Genomic DNA, 21795 nt, shown 5'->3' with positions numbered 1-21795 from the left:
ACAATGCATTCCTAAATTCATATAATAATTATAAATAAAAGTTAAAGCAGGTGATGTATGTTGGATTATTGGACTTATACTTCTCCTTATAGAAATATGATAGTAGGTGTAGATACAAAAGTTCCTTTATCAAATGGAGAATATTCAACTTATATAAATTTTGATAACGCTGCTACAACTCCTCCTTTTGTGTCTGTACTTAAAGAAATTATAGATTTTTCTCCTTGGTATTCTTCTATAAATAGAGGTAAAGGTTATAAATCACAAATTTCTTCTAATTTATATGAAAATTCAAGAAAAATAGTTTTAAACTTTGTAAAAGCAGATGAAAAATATAATACAGTTATATATGTAAAGAATACTACTGAAGGTATAAATAAGCTTTCTTATAGACTTTGTGACAAAAATAATGAATGTGTAATTTTAAGTACAAGCATGGAGCATCATTCAAATGATTTGCCTTGGCGTGATAAATATAAGTTAGATTATATAAAATTAGATAAAAATGGACGTTTATCTATGGAAGACCTAGAACAAAAATTAATAAATTACAAAGGTCATGTAAAACTTGTAACAATTTCTGGTGCTTCTAATGTTACTGGTTTTTTAAATCCTATTTACGATGTTGCACGTCTTGCACATCAATATGGAGCTAAAATATTAGTAGATGGTGCTCAATTGGTTCCTCATGTACCTATGGATATGAAAAATCAAGACTCTTTAGAGCATATAGATTTTTTAGTTTTTTCTGCTCATAAAATGTACGCACCTTTTGGAATAGGAGTTTTAATAGGTCCCAAAGAAATCTTTAAAAAGGGAGAACCTCATTACAAAGGTGGAGGCACTGTAGACTTTGTAACTCACGACTATGTAATTTGGAATGATCCTCCAAACAACGAAGAAGAAGGTACTCCTAATGTTATGGGAGTAGTAGCTTTAGTTGCAGCTATTAATACATTAAATCAACTAGGTATGACCAATATAGAATCTTATGAAAATTCTCTGCTTCGTTATGCTGTATCATCTCTTAAAAACATAGAAGACGTGGAGCTTTATGGAGATTTAGATAATTTAAATAACAAAGTAGCAATTATTCCATTTAATATAAAAGGTATTCATCATAGTAAAGTCGCTGAAATATTATCTTCTAAAGCAGGAATAGCTGTAAGAACTGGTTGTTTTTGTGCACAGCCTTATGTTCAAGAACTTTTAAATATTTCAAAAGAAGAGACTTTAAATTTTATTAAAGAATCTAAAGAAAAAAGGCCTGGTATGATAAGAGCTAGTTTTGGACTTTATAATAGTTTTTTTGAAATTGACTATTTTATAAATGTTTTAAAACATATAGTAAAAAATAAAAATCTTTATATTAATTAATCATAGATATAGATCTATAAAAAATAAAAGTTAGTTTGAAATATAAAAGTTCTAACATCGCTCAGAAAAATAAATAAAATATTTGTAATAAGTATTAAAATAAATCTAAAACTCTAATTACATATATTTTATTTATTATAGCTTAATTTCAAACTAACTTATATTTTACTACAGCCATTTTTACTTATAGTTTGTGAAATATTAAATTTTAGCTATAAAACTAATTGATAAATATTATTCTTTATAATAAAATATCAATAAGTATCTTCAGAAATAAATTTAAAAAGAGAATGAGAGAGTGATATAAATGAAATTTGTTTCATGGAATGTAAATGGATTAAGAGCCTGTATAAATAAAGGTTTTTTAGACTATTTTAATAAAATAAATGCAGATATTTTTGCTATACAAGAAAGTAAGCTTCAAAAAGGACAAATTGATTTAAATCTTGAAGGATATTATCAATATTGGAATTATGCAGAAAGAAAGGGTTATTCCGGTACTGCAATATTTACTAAAAAAGAGCCAATCTCTGTATCCTATGGAATAGGTATAGAAGAACATGATAAAGAAGGTAGAGTTATAACTCTTGAATACGAAGATTTTTATTTTATTACAGTATATACTCCAAATTCAAAAGAAAATTTAGCTAGATTAGATTACAGAATGGTTTGGGAAGATGAATTTAGAAATTTTTTAAAAAATCTTGAAAAAAAGAAACCTCTTATAATTTGTGGAGATTTAAATGTTGCACACAATGAAATAGATCTTAAAAACCCTAATAGTAATAGAAAAAATGCTGGTTTTACTAATGAAGAAAGGGGTAAATTTACCGAACTTTTAAACTCTGGTTTTATAGATACATTTCGTTATCTTTATCCAGATAAAGAAGGAGTATATTCTTGGTGGTCTTATAGATTTAATGCAAGGAAAAATAATTCAGGTTGGAGAATAGATTACTTCTTAGTTTCAGAAGCTTTAAAAGATAGAATTATTGATAGCCAAATACATACAGAAGTTTTAGGATCAGACCACTGTCCTGTGGTTTTAGAAATAAAAGATAATTAAAAATAGAAATCATGCATAAAATTTTTAATCTAAATTTATGCATGATTCCTTAATTTACACAAATTATTCATGTGTTTTAAAATAGAACATTTAAATATTAAATTTTTTGATATTTATATTTTTAAGTTATCATTAAATATTCCCATAATTAAATAATTACTCATATCTGAAATTTTTATATTTAAACTTTTTTCATCAAGAAGAAGTGCTAACGCAAAAATATTAGCTTCATGTTCTAATTCACTGTTTCCGCCTTCATCAAAAGAAGCTGTAAAAATTGGATGTAAAAACTCTGTATGCAGTAAAGCATGCCCTAATTCATGAGCACAAATAATTTTTTGTGCTTTAAGATTAAAATTAGAATTTATAACAATATGAAGTTTATCAAAAATTTTAATACAATATCCTTTAATTGCACTTCCATATTCACGATATATAATAGGTATGCCTAATTTTTCTGATATAATAAAAGGGTCTTTAGTGCCAAAGGTTTGTATAATTTCATTTGCATTTTTAACAATTCTTTCGTATCCCATATAATCCTCTCTATTTTGTAAGTCCCTTTGCTTTCCAGTAAAGGTCCGTAATATCTTTAAAAATAGCTTCTTTATCTTCTTTAGTTAAATTATCACTAAGAAATAAGGCTTCTGCTTGAAGTATAAAAGAATTTTGATTTAATGGTTTTTCATCTATCTTTTTAGAAATTTCTTCATTACTTGTATCCTTAAATAGCATATACAAAGGTATATTAAAAGCTTCAGCAAGCTTTCCTAAAGTTTCTACACTTGGCTGTTTTTTATTATTTTCAATATCAGATAAAAAAGAAGCTGTAATTCCTACTTTTTCTGCAAGTTCTTTTAATGTTATTTTTTTACTAAGTCTGTAAGCTTTAATAGTACTTCCAAGATTCATGGTTTCACTCCTATTATAAATAAACAAGCCTTTTTATATATAAATTATTATTTATTTATATTTTTCTTATTGTAATTGTACTAAATTTATACTATCATGTAAATATTAACTTATAGCGAAATTTTATGTATATATTAGAAAATCACTGTAAAACTTAAATAATCTTAATGTAATATAAATTTTTATAATCATTATATAATTGAATTTAGCTGTAAGTGAAATTATTATATTTATATAAATATAATGGTTTTTTATAACATTCAGTAAAATATAAAATAGATGATTACAAGGGAGGAAATTTTTAATGGATATGGATGTTTTCTCAACCTTCCCTGCCAACATTAAAGTAGTAGGAGTAGGAGGCGGCGGAAATAACGCTGTACATAGAATGATTGATTCCGGCATGAAAGGTGTTGAATTTATTATTGCTAATACAGATTTAAAAAGTATTAGATCTTCAAAAGCAAATAGAGTTATACAAATAGGTAGCAAGCTTACAAAAGGCCTCGGTGCAGGTGCTGTCCCTGAAGTAGGTGAAAAAGCAGCAGAAGAGAGCGAAAATGAAATACGTGAAGCCTTAATGGGAGCAGATATGATATTTTTAACCGCTGGAATGGGTGGAGGTACTGGTACAGGTGCTACTCCTGTAATAGCTCGTATTGCAAAAGAACTTGGAATACTTACTGTTGGTATAGTTACAAAGCCTTTCCCCTTTGAAGGTTCTAGAAGAATGTCTAATGCCGTTAAAGGAATTGAAAAACTTAAAGAAAATGTAGATTCTCTCATAGTTATACTAAACCAAAATCTTTTAAATATTGCCACAAAAAAAATGACTATAGTAGAGGCTTTTTCTGCAGCAGATGATGTTTTAAAAATAGGTATACAAAGCATTTCAAATATAATAAATATTCCTGGCCTTATAAATCTTGATTTTGCTGATGTAAGTACAATTATGAGAAATTCAGGTCTTGCACATATGGGAATGGGCATTGCAAAGGGTGATGAAAGAGCTATTAACGCTGCAAGACAAGCAGTAAACAGCCCTCTTTTAGAAACTGCAATAATTGGAGCAAATGGACTTTTAATAAATGTAACAGGAGGAAATGATTTATCTTTAACCGAAATAGATGAAGCTATTGAATATATAAGAGGCGAAGTTAATTCTGAAGCAGAAATAATTTTTGGTGCTTCTATAGATGAAAATATGAAAGATGAAATTCATATTACTCTTATAGCTACTGGTTTAAATAAAGAAAAATCACCTTTAGTTAAAGAAGAATCTTTAAAAAGTGAAAATTCTAAAGACTCTACTTTAAACTTTTTAGAGCCAGATCCAGATATTATTGAAATTCCTACAATACTTAGAAGAAAAAAAATATAAAAGGCAAGAGGTTATCCTCTGTCTTTTTTGTTATGAAAAAAATTTTTTAAATAAATATTATTTTTTATTTTAACTTTTCTAATTTATCCCAAATTTCTGGATTTTTCTTTTTAATATTTATTATTTTAAAATTATTCTTATCTACAAAAGTTTGAATTGTTTTTCCTTTTGAAATAAGCTTATTATCACTTTCTCTTATAACATTATAATTAAGAGTTATTTTGACTGGAGTAAGTTCTTCTAAAGTAGTTTCTATTTTAATATTATCTCCATATTTAGCTCCTTCAATATACCTGCATTGTGTTTCGATTAAAGGCATCATTATTCCTGTATCTTCAATATATTTGTAGGAAATACCTGCACCTTTTATAAAATCTTCTCTTGCAGCTTCAAAATATATATAATAATTAGAATGATGTACTATTCCCATTTGATCTGTTTCTACATATCTTACCTTTAAATTTGTTATGCTTTTATACATAAAAAATCACTTCCTTTCACATATTAAGTATAAATTTATTAATATGATTATCTCATAAAAAGTATTTTCCCTTAAAATTGACAACTATATTTTGAAGCAAATCAATAATAAACGTACTACTTATTGTATAACAGAAATTTATTTACAGCTTATTGTGATTTAATCATTAATATAAATTTATATATATATTAAATCAGTATAATTTAATTGTCAATTATACTAATTTAATTAGCTGATTATAAAAAATACTATATTAAAAAATTTTTATAAAATGTATTGAAATTTTATCCGTCATGTATTAATATATAATTGAAAGAAATAATTCAAATATTATTTTTTAATGCAACAAAAATTTTAATATATAATATAATATATTATATATTATATCATGGGGGTGCTTATAAAATGTTTGGTTTAACTTACGAATACTTGAAAACTTATGAATTAAATGAAAACGAATTATCCCAAGGAAATGAATTTTACAAAAATGAAAGAAACTATAATAAACTTGCTGGAAGCTCCCGAGATACTATACGTGATATTTTATTAAATCTTCCATTCTTTAGATTAATGTAATATATACTTTTTAAATTGTAGTTTCAAAATACATTATATATAGCTATATTAAACAGATATAAATAAAAAAGTAAGTTCCATGAACTTATTCATGGAACTTATTTTTTTATAAAATTAATTAAAATCTAATTTTCATAATACTTTTTATAATACTTTTAACAAAAATATCAAATAATATAATGTTATTATATTGCTTTAGTCGCCTGCTTTAAATATTCAAGTTCTTCAGTTTCAAGATATGGAGATAACTTTTCAAAAACCATATTGTGATAATTATTAAGCCATATTCTTTCTTCGTCATTTAATAAATCTAAAACTATAGCATCAGTATCTATTGGGCATAAAGTTAAAGTTTCAAATTTCATAAATTGACCACCATAATAGGTTTTTTCATCTTCCTGAACAACAACTAAATTTTCTATTCTTATTCCATGTTTATTTTCTTTATAAACTCCAGGCTCATTAGAAACAATCATTCCTTTTTCTAATTTTATAGCACTAGGTGCCATAGATATTCTATGCGGACCTTCATGTACATTTAAGAAAAATCCTATACCATGACCTGTTCCATGCTTAAAATCCATTCCTGCATTCCATAGAGGGATTCTAGCTACTATATCTAAATTGGATCCTGTAGCTCCATATAAGAATCTCTGCTTAGATAAATCAATCATTCCTTTTAATACAAGAGTGTAATCTATTTTTTCTTCTTCTGTAAGTTCTCCTACAACTATAGTTCTTGTTATATCCGTTGTCCCATCTAAATATTGGGCCCCTGAATCTACTAAATAAAATCCTTCAGGTTTTATTAAAGATTGATTTTCTTTTGTTGCATGATAATGAGGCATTGAAGCATTTGCTTTATAGGCTGATATAGTTTCAAAACTTAAATCATAAAAATTATCTCCTTGTTTTCGTATTTCTTCTAATTTATCTGCAGCATCTATCTCTGTAATTTTGCCTGAAGATACATTCTTTTTTAACCAATTTAAAAATTTAACCATAGCAACGCCATCTCTTATCATAGCTTTTCGTAGATTTTCAATTTCTATATCATTTTTTACAGCCTTAAGCATTGTAGTTATATCAGTTTTTTCTATTATTTTAAGTTTAATAGAACTATAAATTAAAGTATTAACCTTAGATGGATCTAATAAAATTGTACCTTCATCAAGATTTTCTAAAAAATTTACTATACTTTCATAAGGCTTTATAAAAACTTTTGCTCTTTCAAGTTCTTCTCTAACTTTAGAATTAATTTTACATTCATCTATGAATAAATAGCATTTTTTTTCTGAAATAAATGCATAAGATATAGTAAGAGGATTACATTTTATATCTCTTCCTCTAATATTTAAAAGCCAAGCTATATCATCTAATGATGATATAATATAATAATCAGCTCCCAAATCTTTCATTTTTTTTACTACTTCAGATATTTTTTCTTCTCTTGATTTTCCTGCATATTTTATATCATGTAAAATTACTTCTGTTTGAGGTTTTTTAGGTCTTTTATCCCAAATTTTATCAATTAAATCTTCATCAATTTGATAAGAAAAATTTTTTTCTTTTAATAAATTTTTTATATTTCTAAAATATTTTTCAGAAATTACTTGACCATCAAATCCTATTTTGGCACCATTAGGTAAATTTTCTCTCAAAAATTCTTCAATAGTCTTAACTCCATTTTCTCCCATTTTAAATAAAGTTATACCTGTACCTTTAAGCTCGTTTTCAGCTTGTATAAAATATCTTCCGTCAGTCCATAATCCAGCTTTATCTAATGTTATAACTGCTGTCCCTGCAGAACCAGTAAACCCTGTTATAAAAGCTCTTGCAGCATAATGTTCAGCTACATACTCACTTTGATGAGGGTCTGAACTTGGTACTATATAAGCATATATATCTCTTTCTTTCATAAGATTTCTTAATTTTTCAATTCTTTCTTTTATTTCTATGATAATCACCCCGTTTGTTATGTATTTTATTTTTCATAATTTATTATAACATAATATTTTTTAATATTTTAAAACTGTAAAATGTTTCTTCCATAAAAAACAAAGACGACAACTATAAAATTCGTCATCGTCTTTAAAATTTATTTTTATTCAATAGAATTAAATACTCTTTGCATTGGTTTTAATAAATATATAGTTGCTATAAAAGTTACTACTGCATTCCCTAAAGATACTTGAAACCCCATTAATAGTCTTATAATAAAAGCTTTATAACTTAATTTTGCACTTATCATAAATGGTAAATCAATAAGTGTACCACATAAAAATGCTAATATAAAGCCTACAGATGCTAATATATATTGATTTTTAGTTTTATTTTTTACTAAAGAATATATAAGTGCATATTGAGGAAATACAACTAAATACATTATACTCCAAGGTGCTACACCGCGTGTAAGCATTACAATAAGACAAAATACTACAGTTGAAAGCCATGCCTCTTTTCTTTTAAGATAAACACCATAAGTAAGTATTGTAAAATTAACAAGCTCAAAATAAAGTACAAATGAGCCTAAAAATTGTATTATATAAAGGAAGGATGCAAGTAAACTTATTTTAGTAATTTCCCTGGCACTCATATTCATTTTACATACCTGTGTTCTTTGTAAATACTAACTCTATTTCATCTTTATCATGCAAACCAAGCTGTTCTGCTCCTGGTGCTTCTCCAATTTTCATTTTAACGTTTTGGCTTGGAGAATTATATGAATACATCCACCATGGTCCCTTATTCATATCTGTAGTTTTTAATCCTTTTAATCCAACTATGAAACGTCCATATTGAGAATTTTGCATTTCTACTTGAAATTCATCTTTATATTGATCCAAAAATTGTGCTAAATTTTCTGCATCTGTTTTATACTTTTTCTTATCAACTAAAACTTTATTTGATGTATCATCTTTAATTGTTATAACTATTGTCTTGTTTCCACTTTGACCACTTAATACATTTTTAATTCCAAAGTATCCAAGGAAAAGAACTAAAACTGCTAATACTGTAACTCCCACTTTTATTAAATTTGATTTTTTCATATTTTATCATCTCCTGTTTTTTAATTAATATGACTTTGATTGAAATGAAATTTCCTCAATGTTATTTAATCTGTTTATTTCTAAAGAAAATACAAATAATATATTTGCCGTTAAATTAGCAAAATCAATACAAATTTCAGGTACATTTATACCTTGTTGTTTTAATAAATATAAATTTCTTGAAATAATTTTTGCTTCACATCTTGCTTTATGATATTCACAAGCTATTGTATGGCCTGTTGGATATATAAACCCATTTACTCTATGTTTATTTTTCTCTTTAAAAGAATTATAAATAGCTAGTCCTTCTTTTAGATCTTCTTCTGTAATTGCAAGCTTACCTCTTATTGATCCATTAAGATGCAAAATTTTATCCATAAGCCACCAAGTTTCCTCTTTTAAAGGAGTATCAAGAGATAATATATATCCTAATGTTGCAGAAAGTTTATCTGTCAAAATCTCATGATTTACTAAAGAAGATTTTTCACTTAAAAAAGGATAAGCTATTAAATCAAAATTCTTTATATTCATTTTATTCACCTCAATTCAATAAAAAAAAACTCCTCATTGCGGGGAGTTAAGGTATAAAAGCATGATGCAAAGCTTAAAAGCTGCTATCAAACGTTCCTCCTTTCCCTCCGAAAGTTGAATACTTTAACTTTTAGGTAGGTCTCCTGGCTTATGGCTCATAGCTTGGTACACCTTCCCATAGTTTCCTACAGTGGCAAACGACCAAGCAGCACCACATACAGTAGCGGGGGCTGCAGCGTTTCACGCATTTCCCTGTTATGTTTTTTCAAACACCTAAAAGCTTTATTAAGTTTTCATCATTAAATTATATACTATACTTTATTAAAATTCAATGTAAATAATATTATAATCAATATAATATAAGCTTACACATACATTATTTCTTCTTTTAATATACCATTATCCATAGATACAATTCTGTCAGCTACCATCTTAGCAAAAATCATATCATGAGTTATAATTAAAACTGTCATAGATTTTTCATCTCTTACTTTTTTTATAAGGTTAGCAACTTCTTCTGTCATACCTGGATCTAAAGCAGAAGTAGGTTCATCAAAACATATAAGTTTTGGTTCCATAGCAAGAGCTCTTCCTATAGCTACTCTTTGTTTTTGTCCTCCTGAAAGCTCAAATGGATAATTTAATTTTTTATCTTCAAGCCCTAAAAATTTTAAAATTTCTAAAGCTTTTTCTTCAGCTTTAAAAGCTTCCATATTAAGTACAACTTTAGGTGCCTCAGTAATATTTTGTAAAACATTCATATGAGGAAATAAATTAAAATTTTGAAATACAAGCCCTATATCTTTTCTTATTTCAATCTCTTCTTTTTTTTCTGCCATTACTCCATTTTTATATAAGTATCTTCCATTTATCAATATAGATCCATAATCAGGCTTTGTAAGGCCATTTATACATCTTAATAATGTTGTTTTTCCTCCACCTGAAGGCCCAACTATAACAGCAATCTCTCCCTCTTTAAGTTCAAGATTTACTCCTTTTAGTACTTTATTTTTACCAAAACTTTTTTCTAATCCCTCAATTTTAAGCATAGTTTAATCACATCCCTATTGATAATAGCTGTATCTTTTTTCTACTTTTTTAAAAATTCTTGTAAATATTGCAATTAACAGCAAATATATAATTCCTACTACAACTAAAGGTATTAATGAAGCTTCTCTATTAGCAGCCATCTTTCCAACCTTTAAAAGCTCATCCAAACCAACTACATATACAAGAGCAGTATCTTTCACAAGAGTAATAATCTCATTAGCTGCTGCTGGCAATATTACTTTTACAGCTTGTGGAAGTATTATTTTAAAAAATGTATATTTTGAAGAAAAACCAAGAACTTTAGCACCTTCATACTGTCCTTCATCTATAGATGCTATACCCGCTCTAAATATTTCTGCAAAATATGCTGCATAATTAAGTACAAAAGCTAATATAGCTGCAGGAAATCTATCAAAAGTTATTCCAACTATAGGTAATCCAAAGAATATAAATACTATTTGAAGTAAAAGCGGAGTTCCTCTCATGATTAAAACATAAAAGCCTGTTATCTTATTTAATATAGGATTTTTAGATAATCTTCCTAGGGCTACTATTATTCCAAGTGGTATAGAAAAAATCAATGTAAGTATAAAAACTTCTAAAGTTACTATAAGACCTTCACCTATTTGAGGCATCAGGCTGATTATATTATTCATGAAAATCCTCCTATAATTTTATTTAAATAAATTTTCTCCAAACCATTTTTCAGATATAGCTTTTGCAGTACCATCATTTTTCATATCTTCAAATGCTTTATTTATTTTTTCTAAAAGTTCTTTATCATCTTTTCTTAAACCAACACCATAAGTTTCGCTTCCAAAATTGTCATTTAATATTTTATATTTTTCTGCACCTTTTTTATTTATATAATACCTTACTAAAATTTCATCTGCAACTACTGCATCTATTCTCTTTGCTTCTAAATCCATTAAAGCATCATTATTAGTTTCAAAAGTATAAACTTTCCCTCCATCAAAGCTTTTTAAAAGCTCTGGCTCTTTATTTATTGCATCAACTGCACTTGACTCATTTTGTGCACCTACTTTTTTTCCTTTTAAATCAGCTTTACTATTAATATTTGAATCTTTTAAAGTTATTATAACTTGTCTATTATCCAAATATGGATTTGTAAAACTTACTTTTTCCTTTCTTTCATCAGTTATAGTATATCCATTCCATATTAAATCTATTTTTCCTGAATTAAGTTCTGATTCTTTCATAGACCAATCTATAGGCTGAAAAGTTATTTCTTTACCAATTCTTTTAGATACTTCTTTTGCTAAATCTATATCAAAACCTACTATTTCCCCTTTTTCATCTTTAAATCCCATAGGAACAAATGTATCATCAAAGCCAAGTACAAGACTTTCTTTTGCCATTGTATCTTTTGATTTATTGCTGCATCCAGCTGCACCTAATACTACTACTCCAATTATTCCAACCGCTAAAATTTTCTTTACTATTTTATTCATAGTCAGCACTCCTTATCTATTTATCAATTTACGATATTACTTTATCATGATAAAGTAATAAAGTCAATACTTTTTTTATATATTATAAAAAATAATAAAAACCTTTCATAAAAAAGTTAAATGCCCCTTTTATGTAAGCAGTTTTATTTTTTAACTGTCTACTATAAAAGAGGCCTATAAAAAAGTTTCTCTTAATTTATGATGTATTTTTAATTTATACAATCATTTTTACATTTTATTAGAAATTAACTATAAAATAGAATACAAAAACTATAATAATAAAACTTAAATACTTGTCTATAATTTTAGAATATACCTGCAATTCCTGCAATAATTACTATAACTGCAAATATCATTCTATAAATAGCAAAATTTTTCATTGGTTTTTTCTGAAGGTAAGAAATAAATTTTTTAATTACAATAAGTGCAACTATAAAAGAAACTACAAAACCTACAATAAGAGAATTTAATTCTTGAGAAGTAAGAATTGAAAGTCCTCCAAGTTTTAAAATTTTTAAAAAACTCATTCCAACCATAACTGGTATTGCCAAAAAGAAAGAAAACTCTGCAGCAGCAACAGTTGTTAAGCCTGCTACCCATCCTCCAATTATAGTTGATGCGGAACGAGACATTCCTGGAATTATAGCCAAACATTGAAATAAACCAATTATAACAGCCTGTCCTGGAGTTACATTTAAATCATCTTCATTGTAGTTATTATTTCTAAATACTTTTTCAGCATATATCATCCAAATAGCACCTAAAAATAATGTTATGGCTACTGGCACCGGTGCTAATAAATATTTATCTGCTAAATCATCAAAAAGTATACCAAAAATACCACCGGGTATACATGCTATAAATATCATAAACCAAAATTTAAATCCAGATCTTTCATATCCAACTTTCTTTGGAGAAAAATTTATTAAAGTGTCTTTTATCTTCTTCCAATAAAGAATAATAACAGCAAGTATAGCTCCAAGCTGTATAACATAAGTATACATTTCAATATAATTTTCAGTAATTCCTTTAAAATTCATTAAATTTTGAAATATAATTAAATGGCCAGTAGAAGATATAGGTAAAAATTCTGTTACTCCTTCTACAATTCCCAAAATCATAGATTTTATTAAAAAAAGTATATTATCCATAAAAAACATCCTCTCTTAAAATAATACCTAATTTAACATAACATAAATTTCACAAAAATGGTAGTATATTATTATACTAATAACAATATTTTTTATTGAAATTTATGTTAACAAAAAATATTTAAGGAAGGAAGATTTTTATATATTTAAAAATCTTCCTTCCTTTTTATGATTAATTTACAATTAACCTCTTGATTTCTTTTTTGAAATTACATCAAAAGCTACAGCCATTAAAAGTACAAAACCCTTAATTGTCATCTGCATATCGCTTCCTACTCCAAGTATAGACATACCATTATTAAGAACTCCCATTACAAGAGCACCTATAATAGCTCCAACTACTGTTCCAACTCCACCATAGGCAGAAGCTCCTCCTATAAAGCAAGCAGCTATTGCATCCAGCTCAAAATTTGTTCCTGTTTGTGGTGACGCTGCATTAATACGAGAACTAAAAGCAATACCTGATACAGCAGCTAAAACTGCCATATTAACATATGATAAGAAAAGTACTTTATTTGTATTTATACCTGAAAGTACAGCAGCTTTTTCGTTTCCTCCCATTGCATAAATATAACGTCCAGATATAGTTTTAGTTGTAAAGAAAGAATAACCTCCTATAAGAATTCCTATAAGTACTAAAATTATAGGAATACCTTTATATGATGCTAACCAATATGAAAAAAGATTTATTACAAATAATGTTAATATTATCTGAGCTGCAAAAATTCCAAAAGGTGTATCATTAAAATTATATTTCTGTCTTTCATTTCTTCTTTTTAATTGTAAGTATACATAAATAATAGAAATTATAAGTCCTATTAAAATTGTTGTAATATTTAAATTTGTTCCAAGTCCCTTAAATATATCTGGTATAAAACCCGCACTTACAAACTGATATTTTTCTGGGAATGGAGAAAGAGTTAACCCTTTAAGCATTGTTATGGTAAGTCCTCTAAACATAAGCATACCTGCTAAAGTTACTATAAAAGCTGGTATTCTTACATAAGCAATCCAAAATCCCTGCCACATTCCTATAACAAGTCCTATTAATAAACAAATTACTACTGTAAGTGCTATATTCATTTTCATATTTATCATAAGTATACCTGCTATTGCTCCGATAAATGCACATACAGAACCAACAGAAAGATCTATATTACCCCCTGTTAATATGCAAAGAGTCATACCAATTGCTAAAATAATTACATAACTATTTTGAAGTATTAAGTTTGTAACATTCATGGGAACTAAAAGTATACCGTCAGTTAGTATTTGAAATAATATTATTATTGCTACAAGCGCAATAAGCATTGCATATTGCCTTATATTACTTTTAAAAGTGCTTTTTATTGTTTCCATAATTTTTGATGATGATTTATTTTCAGAAATTTTCTTAACAGGTTCCATTATACTACCTCCTTATTGCTCTGCATTATACACTTCATTATGCTTTCTTGTGATGCATCTTTATTATCAAGCTCTCCAACTATTCTTCCTTCATTCATTACATAAATTCTATCGCACATTCCAAGTATTTCCGGAAGTTCAGAGGATATAATTATAATAGATTTTCCTTCCTCTGCAAGCTTATTTATAATTGTATAAATTTCATACTTTGCTCCAACATCAATTCCACGAGTTGGTTCATCCAATATTAAAACATCAGGATCTGTAAATATCCATTTACTTAACACAACCTTTTGTTGATTTCCACCTGATAAATTGCCAGTTTTTTGTAAAATGCTTGGTGATTTTATATTAAATTTTCGTCTATATTCCTCTGCAACCTCAATTTCTTTATTTTCATCTATAATTTGATTTTTGCTTATTTTTTTAAGCTTAGCCAATGTTATATTTTGTTTTATGCTTTGTATAAGAATAAGTCCTGCATTTTTTCTATCTTCTGTAACATAAGCCAGTCCATTTTCTATTGCCTGTCTAACATTTTTTAATACAATTTCTTTACCATCTTTTATTATTTTTCCTGTTATACGTTTTCCGTAAACTCTTCCAAAAATGCTCATAGCAAGTTCTGTTCTTCCTGAACCCATAAGACCTGATATTCCAACAACTTCACCTTTATGAACTTTTAAGTTTACATCCTTAATAATCTTTCTCCCTTCAATGATAGGATCATATACATTCCAATTTTGTACTTCAAAATATACATCGCCAATTTTAGATCTTCTCTTTGGAAATCTATTAACTAAATCTCGACCTACCATTCCTTTAATTATTCTATCTTCATTTACATTTTCATCATTTTTAAAAGTTTCAATTACAGTACCATCACGAATTACAGTTATAGAATCAGCCACTTTTAATATTTCATTAAGCTTATGAGAAATAAGAATTGAAGTAATACCTTCTTTTTTTAATTCTAATATTAAATTAAGAAGATTTTCTGAGTCCTCTTCATTTAAAGCTGCTGTAGGTTCATCTAGTATAAGAAGTTTTACATTTTTAGCAAGTGCTTTTGCAATTTCAACAAGCTGCTGTTTCCCAACTCCTATATCTTTTATAAGAGTTTGTGAATTTTCTTTTAATTTTACTCTGTTTAAAAATTTTGTAGCCTCTATATGAGTTTTATCCCAATCTATAATTCCATTTTTAGCTCTTTCATTGCCTAAAAATATATTTTCTCCTATAGAAAGATATGGTGTAAGTGCTAATTCTTGATGTATTATAACTATACCCATTTTTTCACTATCTTTTATATCCTTAAAAATACATTCTTTACCTTGAAAAATTATCTCACCACTATAAGTACCATGAGGGTATATTCCACTAAGTACACTCATAAGTGTAGACTTTCCTGCCCCGTTTTCTCCTATCAAAGCATGAATTTCTCCATCTTTTACTTTAAGATTTACATTATCAAGTGCCTTAACCCCTGGAAAAGTCTTTGTAATATTTCTCATCTCAAGTATATACTCAGACATTACTCCACCTCCTAATAATTTTATCTTGTAATCTTAGAGTTGTTTCAAAATATAAAACTTATATTTTGAAACAACTCTTTAAATACTATTTCAAATCTGATTCTTTATAATATCCACTATCTATAAGAATTTTCTTATAATTATCCTTGTCTGCATATACAGGTTCACAAAGGAAAGATGGAACAACTTTAGCACCATTACTATAAGTTTTTGTATCGTTTACTGGAGCTTCTTTCCCTTGAATAATAGCATCAACCATTTCAACAACCTTTGTTGCTAGAGTTCTTGTATCTTTAAAAATTGACATTGATTGCTGTCCATTAATCATTGCTATTACATTTGGTTTATCACAATCTTGTCCTGTTATAATTGGATATGGTTTATTAGCTGTACCATAACCAGCATTTTTAAGTGATGCTATAATACCTATTGCTAAACTATCATTAGGAGAAAGTATTGCATCAAGTTTCTTACCATTTGCATAATTAGCCGTTATAAGATTATCCATTCTAGCTTGTGCCTTAGCAGATTCCCATCCTTGAATAGCAATTTTAGTAAAATCAGTTTGTCCACTTGGAACAACAAGTTTTCCACTTTCTATATAAGGTTTCAAAACACTCATAGCACCATTATAGAAAAAATTTGCATTATTATCGTCTGGTGAACCTCCAAATAATTCTATATTGAAAGGACCTTTTCCCTCCTTAAGTCCTAATTTTTCTTCAATATATTTACCTTGAGTTTCACCAACCTTAAAGTTATCAAAAGTTGCATAGTAATCAACATTTGGAGATTGCATTATTAATCTATCATAAGCTATAACCTTTACTTTATTGTCTGCTGCTTTTTTTAATACATCTGTAAGAGCTGAGCCATCAATAGAAGCTATTACAAGAACTTTAGAACCCTTTGTAATCATATTTTCAATTTGTTGTATTTGTGTATTAACATCGTTGTTAGCATATTGAAGATCTACTTTATAGCCTTTTTTCTCAAGTTGAGCCTTCATGTTTTCACCATCTTGATTCCAACGCTGAAGTGATTGAGTTGGCATTGCTACTCCTATTAAGTTACTATTTGATCCTCCTGTGCCATTTGTTTTTGATGCACCGCAGCCAGTTAAACCAAATATTAACAATCCTGATAATAATGAAGCAATGACTTTTTTCATTTTAAATTCCCCCTTCTTCCCTTTTTAAGCACACAATAATAAATTTGTGCACTATGTATAAAATATTTTTATTACACTCATATAATATTACTTGTAATCGTTTATATCAATGTAATAACTTGTCTACATTTAATAAAATACTGCTTTATTTTAATGCAATATTTTACTATAAAAAGCACAAAAAAATACTATAGCTGCAAAAATCTTTTACAATTTCTGCAGCTTTTATGCTAATTAGTTTCTTTTAATTTAAATTCTTTAGGACTTATACCCTCGTATTTTTTAAAAACTTTACTAAAATAATTTGGATCATTATAACCAACTTTATATCCTACTTCTTTAATACTCATATTATCATTTTTAAGAAGCTCTTTTGCTTTTTTTATTCTTTCCATATTTATATAATCAGAAAAATTAATGCCTATGACTTCCTTAAAACTTCTGCTAAAATAATAAGAACTTAAATTAAATTTTGCAGCAGTTTTTTCAAGATCAAGTTCCTCTTTTAAGTTATCTTTAATATATTGCTCTACATTTTTAAAAAGAACAAATTTTTCCTTATCTATATATTGTGCTTTTTCTCCATAAAGTCCTTTTTCTATACTATTTTTTATATCCTCATAATGAACTATATTTATATCTCCTTTTATATAATCTAAACAATTACATGCTTCTTCATAAGATTTATGAATTAATTTTACTCCTTCATAACATCTTCCAATTCCTATCTTAATTGAAAAATTAAACATTCTTTTTACTTCTTTTCTTATCTCTGCTGCAATATTAACTGTATTAAATCTTGCTTCATATTCATCCATTTCATTTTTTATCTGAATAAAATAAATTAAATTATTTGTAAATCTATAACTTCCTATAGCTTTATACCTTCTATTAATATATTCTTTAATAAATTCTCCAATTGAAACTTTAGTTTGCTCACAAGATACATCTTCTTTAAATTTTACGACCATAGAACAAGCTTTTTTTAAATCTATATTTAAATATCTTAAATAAGTTTCATAATCAATAGTATCTAAAGAATTATTAATAATAGAATAACTCAATTCATTTTCCAAAACAGGCATGAGATTATATAGTTTTTCCTGATTTTCAATTTCATTTTTTCGTTTTTCTCTTTCTAATTTTACAAAATCAACAGCATATTTTATTTTTTCTATAATTTCTTCCTTACTAAAGGGTTTCAAAATATATTCTTTAACATTATTTTTAACAGCTTCTACTGCAAAATCAAAATAATCATAAGCAGTTAATATTATTATATAAGTATTAGGAATAAATTTTCTAATCTCTTGAATAGCTTTAATACCATTAATTCCTGGCATTTTTATATCCATTATTATTATATCTGGTCTAACTTTTTCTGAAATTTCTATAGCTTCCCTTCCATTTTTTGCTTCACTAATCTCTAATTGATTTTTAAATTCTGTATTTAATATATTTATTATAGCCTCTCTATCATATTTTTCATCATCAGCTATAAGTATTTTTAACATATGTTTTTCAGCTCCTTTATTGGAATTTTTAAATAAATCTTAGTTCCAATGCCCTTTTTACTTTCTATGTTGAATATATTTTTATCATCATACATAAGTTCGAGCCTTTCTACAACGCTCTTTATTCCCATACCAGTTGTATGACCTATATGTTCCTTTCTTTTTTCTTTTGAAATTATTTTTTTTAAAGTTTCTTCATCAATGCCGCAGCCGGTATCTTCTATTGTAATAATACATAAATTATCTTTATTTTTTATATCTATACTAATAATTCCTCCTTCTTCCTTAGGTTCTATGCCATGTATAAAAGCATTTTCTACAAAAGGCTGAAGTGTCATACCTGGAACTTTTATATTTGTTAAATCAGCATCAATATTTAATATAAATTTAACCCTGTCTTCATATCTAGATTCTTGAATAAACATATACTGCTTAACTATATTAATTTCTTCTTCTAAAGTTGCATTTCTATTCATCATACTTAAACTATATCTAAGTATTCCTGAAACACATCTTATAAGATTTTCAGTTTTTAAAGCTCCTTCTTTTACTGCAGTCTGAATTATACAGTTTAATGTATTAAAAAGGAAATGCGGATTTATCTGCGACTGTAAAACCTTTAGCTGAGACATCTTTAGTGCGTTTTCATATTTTAAAAGTTTCATTTCATCATCTCTTATTTTCTTTTCAAGTTCTGCAGTTTCTTTTAAAGAATTTATATGACTTTTTATACTTTTTATCATAGTACTAAAAGCTTCTGAAAGTATATCAAGCTCATATATAAAAGTCTTTTTACCTTCATAATATGTAAAATCACCTTTGGATACTTTTTCTGAAGCATCAACTAGTTCTTTAAGTTTATTTAAAATATTCTTTAAAAAGATGACAGTATATATTAAGCTTATTAACAGTGAAGTAATTATATAAGCTGCTAGTATTTTATATATAAATTTTTCTTTTTCTTTAAGCTTTATATAAATTCCATTATTATATTTTAAATAGCTGTCACTTAATTTCCCTATAAAAATATTACAATATGATGAAATTTCTTTTGTTGTCATAAAATCAGTGTAATAAGCATCAATAGCACTTTGCCTGTTATATATTTTAATAGTATTATCTGCAGAAGTTTTATAACTTTGAAGTGAGTTTTCTAGGTCTCTTAAAATGTAACTGCTCTCTAAATCTGAGTTTTCCTTTAAATAATTTAAAGTTTCTATAGCCTTTTGAAAACTCTTTTCATATATATTTCTGCTTTCAACTTTGTTTGTTTGTATATATTTATTGAAATTATTAAAAGAATCATTAAGATAATTTTTTATTTGACTTGTCGCACTCATTTTATTAAGCATAGAATTATAATTATTATTTATCTTTCTGCTTATAATCAATGATATAATACTACTAGTTGCTATAGGTGTAATTATAATAATTACAAAAATAATAAATTTGCTTTTTAAACTATTGGACTTCACTAATATGCTCTCCTTGTTCTTTTTTATATTGATTAACATTATCTTTTCCTATTACAAAAACATCAGTAAAAAATATACCCTTAGTTTCTTTACCTTCAATAATATCCATTATTATATTAACAGCCTTATAACCCATAAGTTCAGGTTTTTGAACAATAGTAGAGGTTATTACTCCCTTTTTTATGTATTCTAATGTTTCTTGCAAATCATCAAAACATATTATTTTAACTTTTCCTTTCATATTAAGTTTCTCTATTGCTTTAGCTGCACCTACTCCATCTAAAGCTGAAGTGCAAAATATAGCTTTAACATCACTATTATTTATTAGTATTTTTTTTGCAGCTAGTTCTGCCTCTAAAAGATAAGAATCAGAAGATTCTATAGTTTCTATAGTAAGCTTTGAATTTTTATTTATATAATCTTTAAAACCATTTACCCTTTCTATTTGATTTTTGGCATTTTTCCCGCCCATAATAATAGCTATTCTTCCTTCTTTACCTACTTGTTTAATAAGTTCTTTAGCTCCAGCCATACCTGATGCAACATTATCCGTTCCAACATAAGCTAATCGTTTACTATTTTCTGCATCTGAATCAATTGTAATTAATGGAATATTACCCTCCACAACCTTATTTATAACCGGAGTATACCTTTTTTCATCTTGTGCATAAACAATTATTCCGCTTACTTTTGCAGCATAAGCCATATTTATAAGTTTTATACCTTCATCAATACTTGCACTATCAGGTCCTTGAAATTCAACAATAGCATTTCTCTCCTTAGCTGCCCTTTCAGCCCCTTCTTTTACATATTGCCAGTATGGATTTGAGTATACATGAGATATAAGAACTATTTTAGGTTTCATCTTTACTTTAACAGGTTTATCTTCTCTTAAACTATTTATAATTATAAAATTAAAAATTAAAAAAATTATAATAACAGTAATGTAGCTTAAATATCGTAAATTTTTTTTCACAGTTACCTCCTAGTATTTAAGACATTTTATAAAACTTAAATTATATACTTACATTATAAGTTAATTTATAATTATTAATCAATATGAATAATTTAAACTTATTTATCATTTATTGATATTATATTTTTGTAAATGATATAATTAAAATGTATAAAAAAGAGAAAATAAAAATGTACAAAATTGGGCATAATTGCTATTCTTCTATTAGGAGGGATAGCAATTTAGATGCTTCAAATCTATTCTTCCAGCTGATAGCTAAGAGATATAAAAAGCACTGTACAATAATCACTACAAACTCTAATTTTTCAAAGTGGCCAGATATATTTGTATCTCCTACTATTGCTAATGCCATTTTAGATATACTTCTTCATCATAGCCATATTATATCTATAAAAGGTCCATCTTACAGGATTCAATCTAAAATACAGTATTTAGATAATAATTCTATGAAGGATTCTGAAGTCTCTTAGGATATTTTTTTGTACATAATTATTTTCCACTTTTCGTATATTCTTATCTTGACATTTACATATTTTACTAATTAGCATCGATAAAAAATATTTTGTTCTAGTAATCTAATAGTAATATTTTTATTAGTATTTATATTAACAAAATTTTTTAAGAAACGAAATTTTTTATATATTTATTTAATAAAACTCAATAAAAAACA

At 26.7% G+C, this 21795-nt stretch carries 22 protein-coding genes and 1 riboswitch; of the genes, 5 read left to right on the top strand and 17 right to left on the bottom strand.

What is annotated here, in order from left to right; genetic code table 11:
• The first annotated feature begins 57 nt into the window (after positions 1–57).
• Together B5D11_RS10485 and B5D11_RS10480 are read left to right on the top strand one after the other, a co-directional pair.
• Positions 58–1377, top strand: coding sequence for an aminotransferase class V-fold PLP-dependent enzyme (locus B5D11_RS10485; protein WP_078682984.1), 1320 nt, complete (start codon positions 58–60; stop codon positions 1375–1377).
• A 307-nt stretch (positions 1378–1684) separates the two neighbouring features.
• The gene (locus tag B5D11_RS10480; protein WP_078682983.1) at positions 1685–2443 is read left to right on the top strand and encodes an exodeoxyribonuclease III; all 759 of its coding nucleotides are present in this window, start codon (positions 1685–1687) and stop codon (positions 2441–2443) included.
• Positions 2444–2556: 113 nt separating this feature from the next.
• Here B5D11_RS10480 and B5D11_RS10475 read toward each other — a convergent pair whose 3' ends face one another.
• Both B5D11_RS10475 and B5D11_RS10470 read right to left on the bottom strand, forming a co-directional pair.
• The gene (locus B5D11_RS10475; protein WP_078682982.1) at positions 2557–2979 is read right to left on the bottom strand and encodes an ImmA/IrrE family metallo-endopeptidase; all 423 of its coding nucleotides are present in this window, start codon (positions 2977–2979) and stop codon (positions 2557–2559) included.
• Between the two features lie 10 nt (positions 2980–2989).
• Positions 2990–3355, bottom strand: coding sequence for a helix-turn-helix domain-containing protein (locus B5D11_RS10470; RefSeq protein ID WP_078682981.1), 366 nt, complete (start codon positions 3353–3355; stop codon positions 2990–2992).
• A 304-nt stretch (positions 3356–3659) separates the two neighbouring features.
• Here B5D11_RS10470 and ftsZ point away from each other — a divergent pair, with 304 nt between their 5' ends.
• On the top strand, positions 3660–4736 hold the full coding sequence (gene ftsZ, locus B5D11_RS10465; RefSeq protein WP_078682980.1) for a cell division protein FtsZ: 1077 nt from the start codon (positions 3660–3662) through the stop codon (positions 4734–4736).
• Between the two features lie 64 nt (positions 4737–4800).
• On the opposite strand, the gene B5D11_RS10460 is transcribed toward ftsZ, so the two are convergent.
• A complete protein-coding gene (locus tag B5D11_RS10460) occupies positions 4801–5217 on the bottom strand; it encodes an acyl-CoA thioesterase (protein WP_078682979.1) in 417 nt (138 codons plus the stop codon).
• Between the two features lie 405 nt (positions 5218–5622).
• Between B5D11_RS10460 and B5D11_RS12710 the strand changes: the two genes are divergently transcribed.
• Positions 5623–5793: a hypothetical protein gene (locus B5D11_RS12710; protein WP_164850198.1), complete on the top strand. Its 171-nt coding sequence runs from the start codon at positions 5623–5625 to the stop codon at positions 5791–5793.
• Between the two features lie 185 nt (positions 5794–5978).
• Here B5D11_RS12710 and B5D11_RS10455 read toward each other — a convergent pair whose 3' ends face one another.
• The 14 genes from B5D11_RS10455 to B5D11_RS10390 form a co-directional block, all read right to left on the bottom strand.
• The gene (locus B5D11_RS10455) at positions 5979–7751 is read right to left on the bottom strand and encodes an aminopeptidase P family protein (RefSeq protein ID WP_078682991.1); all 1773 of its coding nucleotides are present in this window, start codon (positions 7749–7751) and stop codon (positions 5979–5981) included.
• Between the two features lie 146 nt (positions 7752–7897).
• Positions 7898–8395 (bottom strand): hypothetical protein, encoded by a 498-nt coding sequence (locus B5D11_RS10450; RefSeq protein WP_078682978.1) that lies wholly within the window; start codon positions 8393–8395, stop codon positions 7898–7900.
• A gap of 1 nt (position 8396) precedes the next feature.
• Positions 8397–8843, bottom strand: coding sequence for a DUF4430 domain-containing protein (locus tag B5D11_RS10445; protein WP_078682977.1), 447 nt, complete (start codon positions 8841–8843; stop codon positions 8397–8399).
• 24 nt (positions 8844–8867) lie between these two features.
• The gene (locus B5D11_RS10440) at positions 8868–9374 is read right to left on the bottom strand and encodes a hypothetical protein (RefSeq protein WP_078682976.1); all 507 of its coding nucleotides are present in this window, start codon (positions 9372–9374) and stop codon (positions 8868–8870) included.
• A gap of 115 nt (positions 9375–9489) precedes the next feature.
• Positions 9490–9666: riboswitch (cobalamin riboswitch) on the bottom strand.
• A gap of 73 nt (positions 9667–9739) precedes the next feature.
• A complete protein-coding gene (locus B5D11_RS10435; RefSeq protein WP_078682975.1) occupies positions 9740–10423 on the bottom strand; it encodes an amino acid ABC transporter ATP-binding protein in 684 nt (227 codons plus the stop codon).
• A gap of 15 nt (positions 10424–10438) precedes the next feature.
• Positions 10439–11080 carry an amino acid ABC transporter permease gene (locus B5D11_RS10430; protein ID WP_078682974.1) on the bottom strand — a complete coding sequence of 214 codons (642 nt, stop codon included), beginning with the start codon at positions 11078–11080 and terminating at the stop codon, positions 10439–10441.
• Between the two features lie 18 nt (positions 11081–11098).
• Positions 11099–11902 (bottom strand): amino acid ABC transporter substrate-binding protein, encoded by an 804-nt coding sequence (locus B5D11_RS10425; protein ID WP_078682990.1) that lies wholly within the window; start codon positions 11900–11902, stop codon positions 11099–11101.
• 299 nt (positions 11903–12201) lie between these two features.
• Positions 12202–13047, bottom strand: coding sequence for an undecaprenyl-diphosphate phosphatase (locus tag B5D11_RS10420; protein ID WP_078682973.1), 846 nt, complete (start codon positions 13045–13047; stop codon positions 12202–12204).
• Between the two features lie 183 nt (positions 13048–13230).
• Positions 13231–14406, bottom strand: coding sequence for a multiple monosaccharide ABC transporter permease (mmsB, locus tag B5D11_RS10415; RefSeq protein ID WP_078682989.1), 1176 nt, complete (start codon positions 14404–14406; stop codon positions 13231–13233).
• A gap of 47 nt (positions 14407–14453) precedes the next feature.
• Complete coding sequence (gene mmsA, locus B5D11_RS10410) at positions 14454–15989, bottom strand: multiple monosaccharide ABC transporter ATP-binding protein (RefSeq protein WP_078682972.1); 1536 nt, start codon at positions 15987–15989, stop codon at positions 14454–14456.
• Between the two features lie 85 nt (positions 15990–16074).
• Complete coding sequence (gene chvE, locus B5D11_RS10405) at positions 16075–17160, bottom strand: multiple monosaccharide ABC transporter substrate-binding protein (RefSeq protein WP_078682971.1); 1086 nt, start codon at positions 17158–17160, stop codon at positions 16075–16077.
• Positions 17161–17390: 230 nt separating this feature from the next.
• Entirely contained in the window at positions 17391–18674 is a 1284-nt protein-coding gene (locus B5D11_RS10400) for a response regulator (RefSeq protein WP_078682970.1), read from the bottom strand.
• Entirely contained in the window at positions 18668–20149 is a 1482-nt protein-coding gene (locus B5D11_RS10395; RefSeq protein ID WP_242942281.1) for a sensor histidine kinase, read from the bottom strand. Before B5D11_RS10395 ends, B5D11_RS10400 begins: the two co-directional genes overlap by 7 nt.
• Positions 20136–21125 (bottom strand): sugar-binding protein, encoded by a 990-nt coding sequence (locus tag B5D11_RS10390; RefSeq protein ID WP_078682969.1) that lies wholly within the window; start codon positions 21123–21125, stop codon positions 20136–20138. The genes B5D11_RS10395 and B5D11_RS10390 overlap by 14 nt, the downstream gene beginning before the upstream one ends.
• Before the next feature lie 170 nt (positions 21126–21295).
• On the opposite strand from B5D11_RS10390, the gene B5D11_RS10385 reads away from it, so the two are divergent.
• Positions 21296–21595, top strand: a complete 300-nt coding sequence (locus B5D11_RS10385) for an ATP-binding protein (protein ID WP_207651100.1) — start codon at positions 21296–21298, stop codon at positions 21593–21595.
• Positions 21596–21795 lie beyond the last annotated feature (200 nt).

The sequence above is a fragment of the Clostridium sp. USBA 49 genome, from assembly GCF_900167505.1.
Classification (GTDB): Bacteria; Bacillota; Clostridia; order Clostridiales; family Clostridiaceae; genus Clostridium_AT; species Clostridium_AT prolinivorans.
Note: the sequence above shows the minus strand (reverse complement) of the source record. Positions and strands in the feature narration are given on the sequence as shown.

What these genes read in the sequence shown, in the direction of transcription:
- B5D11_RS10485 (WP_078682984.1), top strand. Translation starts at nt 58, where the DNA reads ATGTTGGATTATTGGACTTATACTTCTCCTTATAGAAATATGATAGTA.
- B5D11_RS10480 (WP_078682983.1), top strand. Translation starts at nt 1,685, where the DNA reads ATGAAATTTGTTTCATGGAATGTAAATGGATTAAGAGCCTGTATAAAT.
- B5D11_RS10475 (WP_078682982.1), bottom strand. Translation starts at nt 2,979, where the DNA reads ATGGGATACGAAAGAATTGTTAAAAATGCAAATGAAATTATACAAACC.
- B5D11_RS10470 (WP_078682981.1), bottom strand. Translation starts at nt 3,355, where the DNA reads ATGAATCTTGGAAGTACTATTAAAGCTTACAGACTTAGTAAAAAAATA.
- ftsZ (WP_078682980.1), top strand. Translation starts at nt 3,660, where the DNA reads ATGGATATGGATGTTTTCTCAACCTTCCCTGCCAACATTAAAGTAGTA.
- B5D11_RS10460 (WP_078682979.1), bottom strand. Translation starts at nt 5,217, where the DNA reads ATGTATAAAAGCATAACAAATTTAAAGGTAAGATATGTAGAAACAGAT.
- B5D11_RS12710 (WP_164850198.1), top strand. Translation starts at nt 5,623, where the DNA reads ATGTTTGGTTTAACTTACGAATACTTGAAAACTTATGAATTAAATGAA.
- B5D11_RS10450 (WP_078682978.1), bottom strand. Translation starts at nt 8,395, where the DNA reads ATGAATATGAGTGCCAGGGAAATTACTAAAATAAGTTTACTTGCATCC.
- B5D11_RS10445 (WP_078682977.1), bottom strand. Translation starts at nt 8,843, where the DNA reads ATGAAAAAATCAAATTTAATAAAAGTGGGAGTTACAGTATTAGCAGTT.
- B5D11_RS10440 (WP_078682976.1), bottom strand. Translation starts at nt 9,374, where the DNA reads ATGAATATAAAGAATTTTGATTTAATAGCTTATCCTTTTTTAAGTGAA.
- B5D11_RS10435 (WP_078682975.1), bottom strand. Translation starts at nt 10,423, where the DNA reads ATGCTTAAAATTGAGGGATTAGAAAAAAGTTTTGGTAAAAATAAAGTA.
- B5D11_RS10430 (WP_078682974.1), bottom strand. Translation starts at nt 11,080, where the DNA reads ATGAATAATATAATCAGCCTGATGCCTCAAATAGGTGAAGGTCTTATA.
- B5D11_RS10420 (WP_078682973.1), bottom strand. Translation starts at nt 13,047, where the DNA reads ATGGATAATATACTTTTTTTAATAAAATCTATGATTTTGGGAATTGTA.
- mmsB (WP_078682989.1), bottom strand. Translation starts at nt 14,406, where the DNA reads ATGGAAACAATAAAAAGCACTTTTAAAAGTAATATAAGGCAATATGCA.
- mmsA (WP_078682972.1), bottom strand. Translation starts at nt 15,989, where the DNA reads ATGTCTGAGTATATACTTGAGATGAGAAATATTACAAAGACTTTTCCA.
- chvE (WP_078682971.1), bottom strand. Translation starts at nt 17,160, where the DNA reads ATGAAAAAAGTCATTGCTTCATTATTATCAGGATTGTTAATATTTGGT.
- B5D11_RS10400 (WP_078682970.1), bottom strand. Translation starts at nt 18,674, where the DNA reads ATGTTAAAAATACTTATAGCTGATGATGAAAAATATGATAGAGAGGCT.
- B5D11_RS10385 (WP_207651100.1), top strand. Translation starts at nt 21,296, where the DNA reads ATGTACAAAATTGGGCATAATTGCTATTCTTCTATTAGGAGGGATAGC.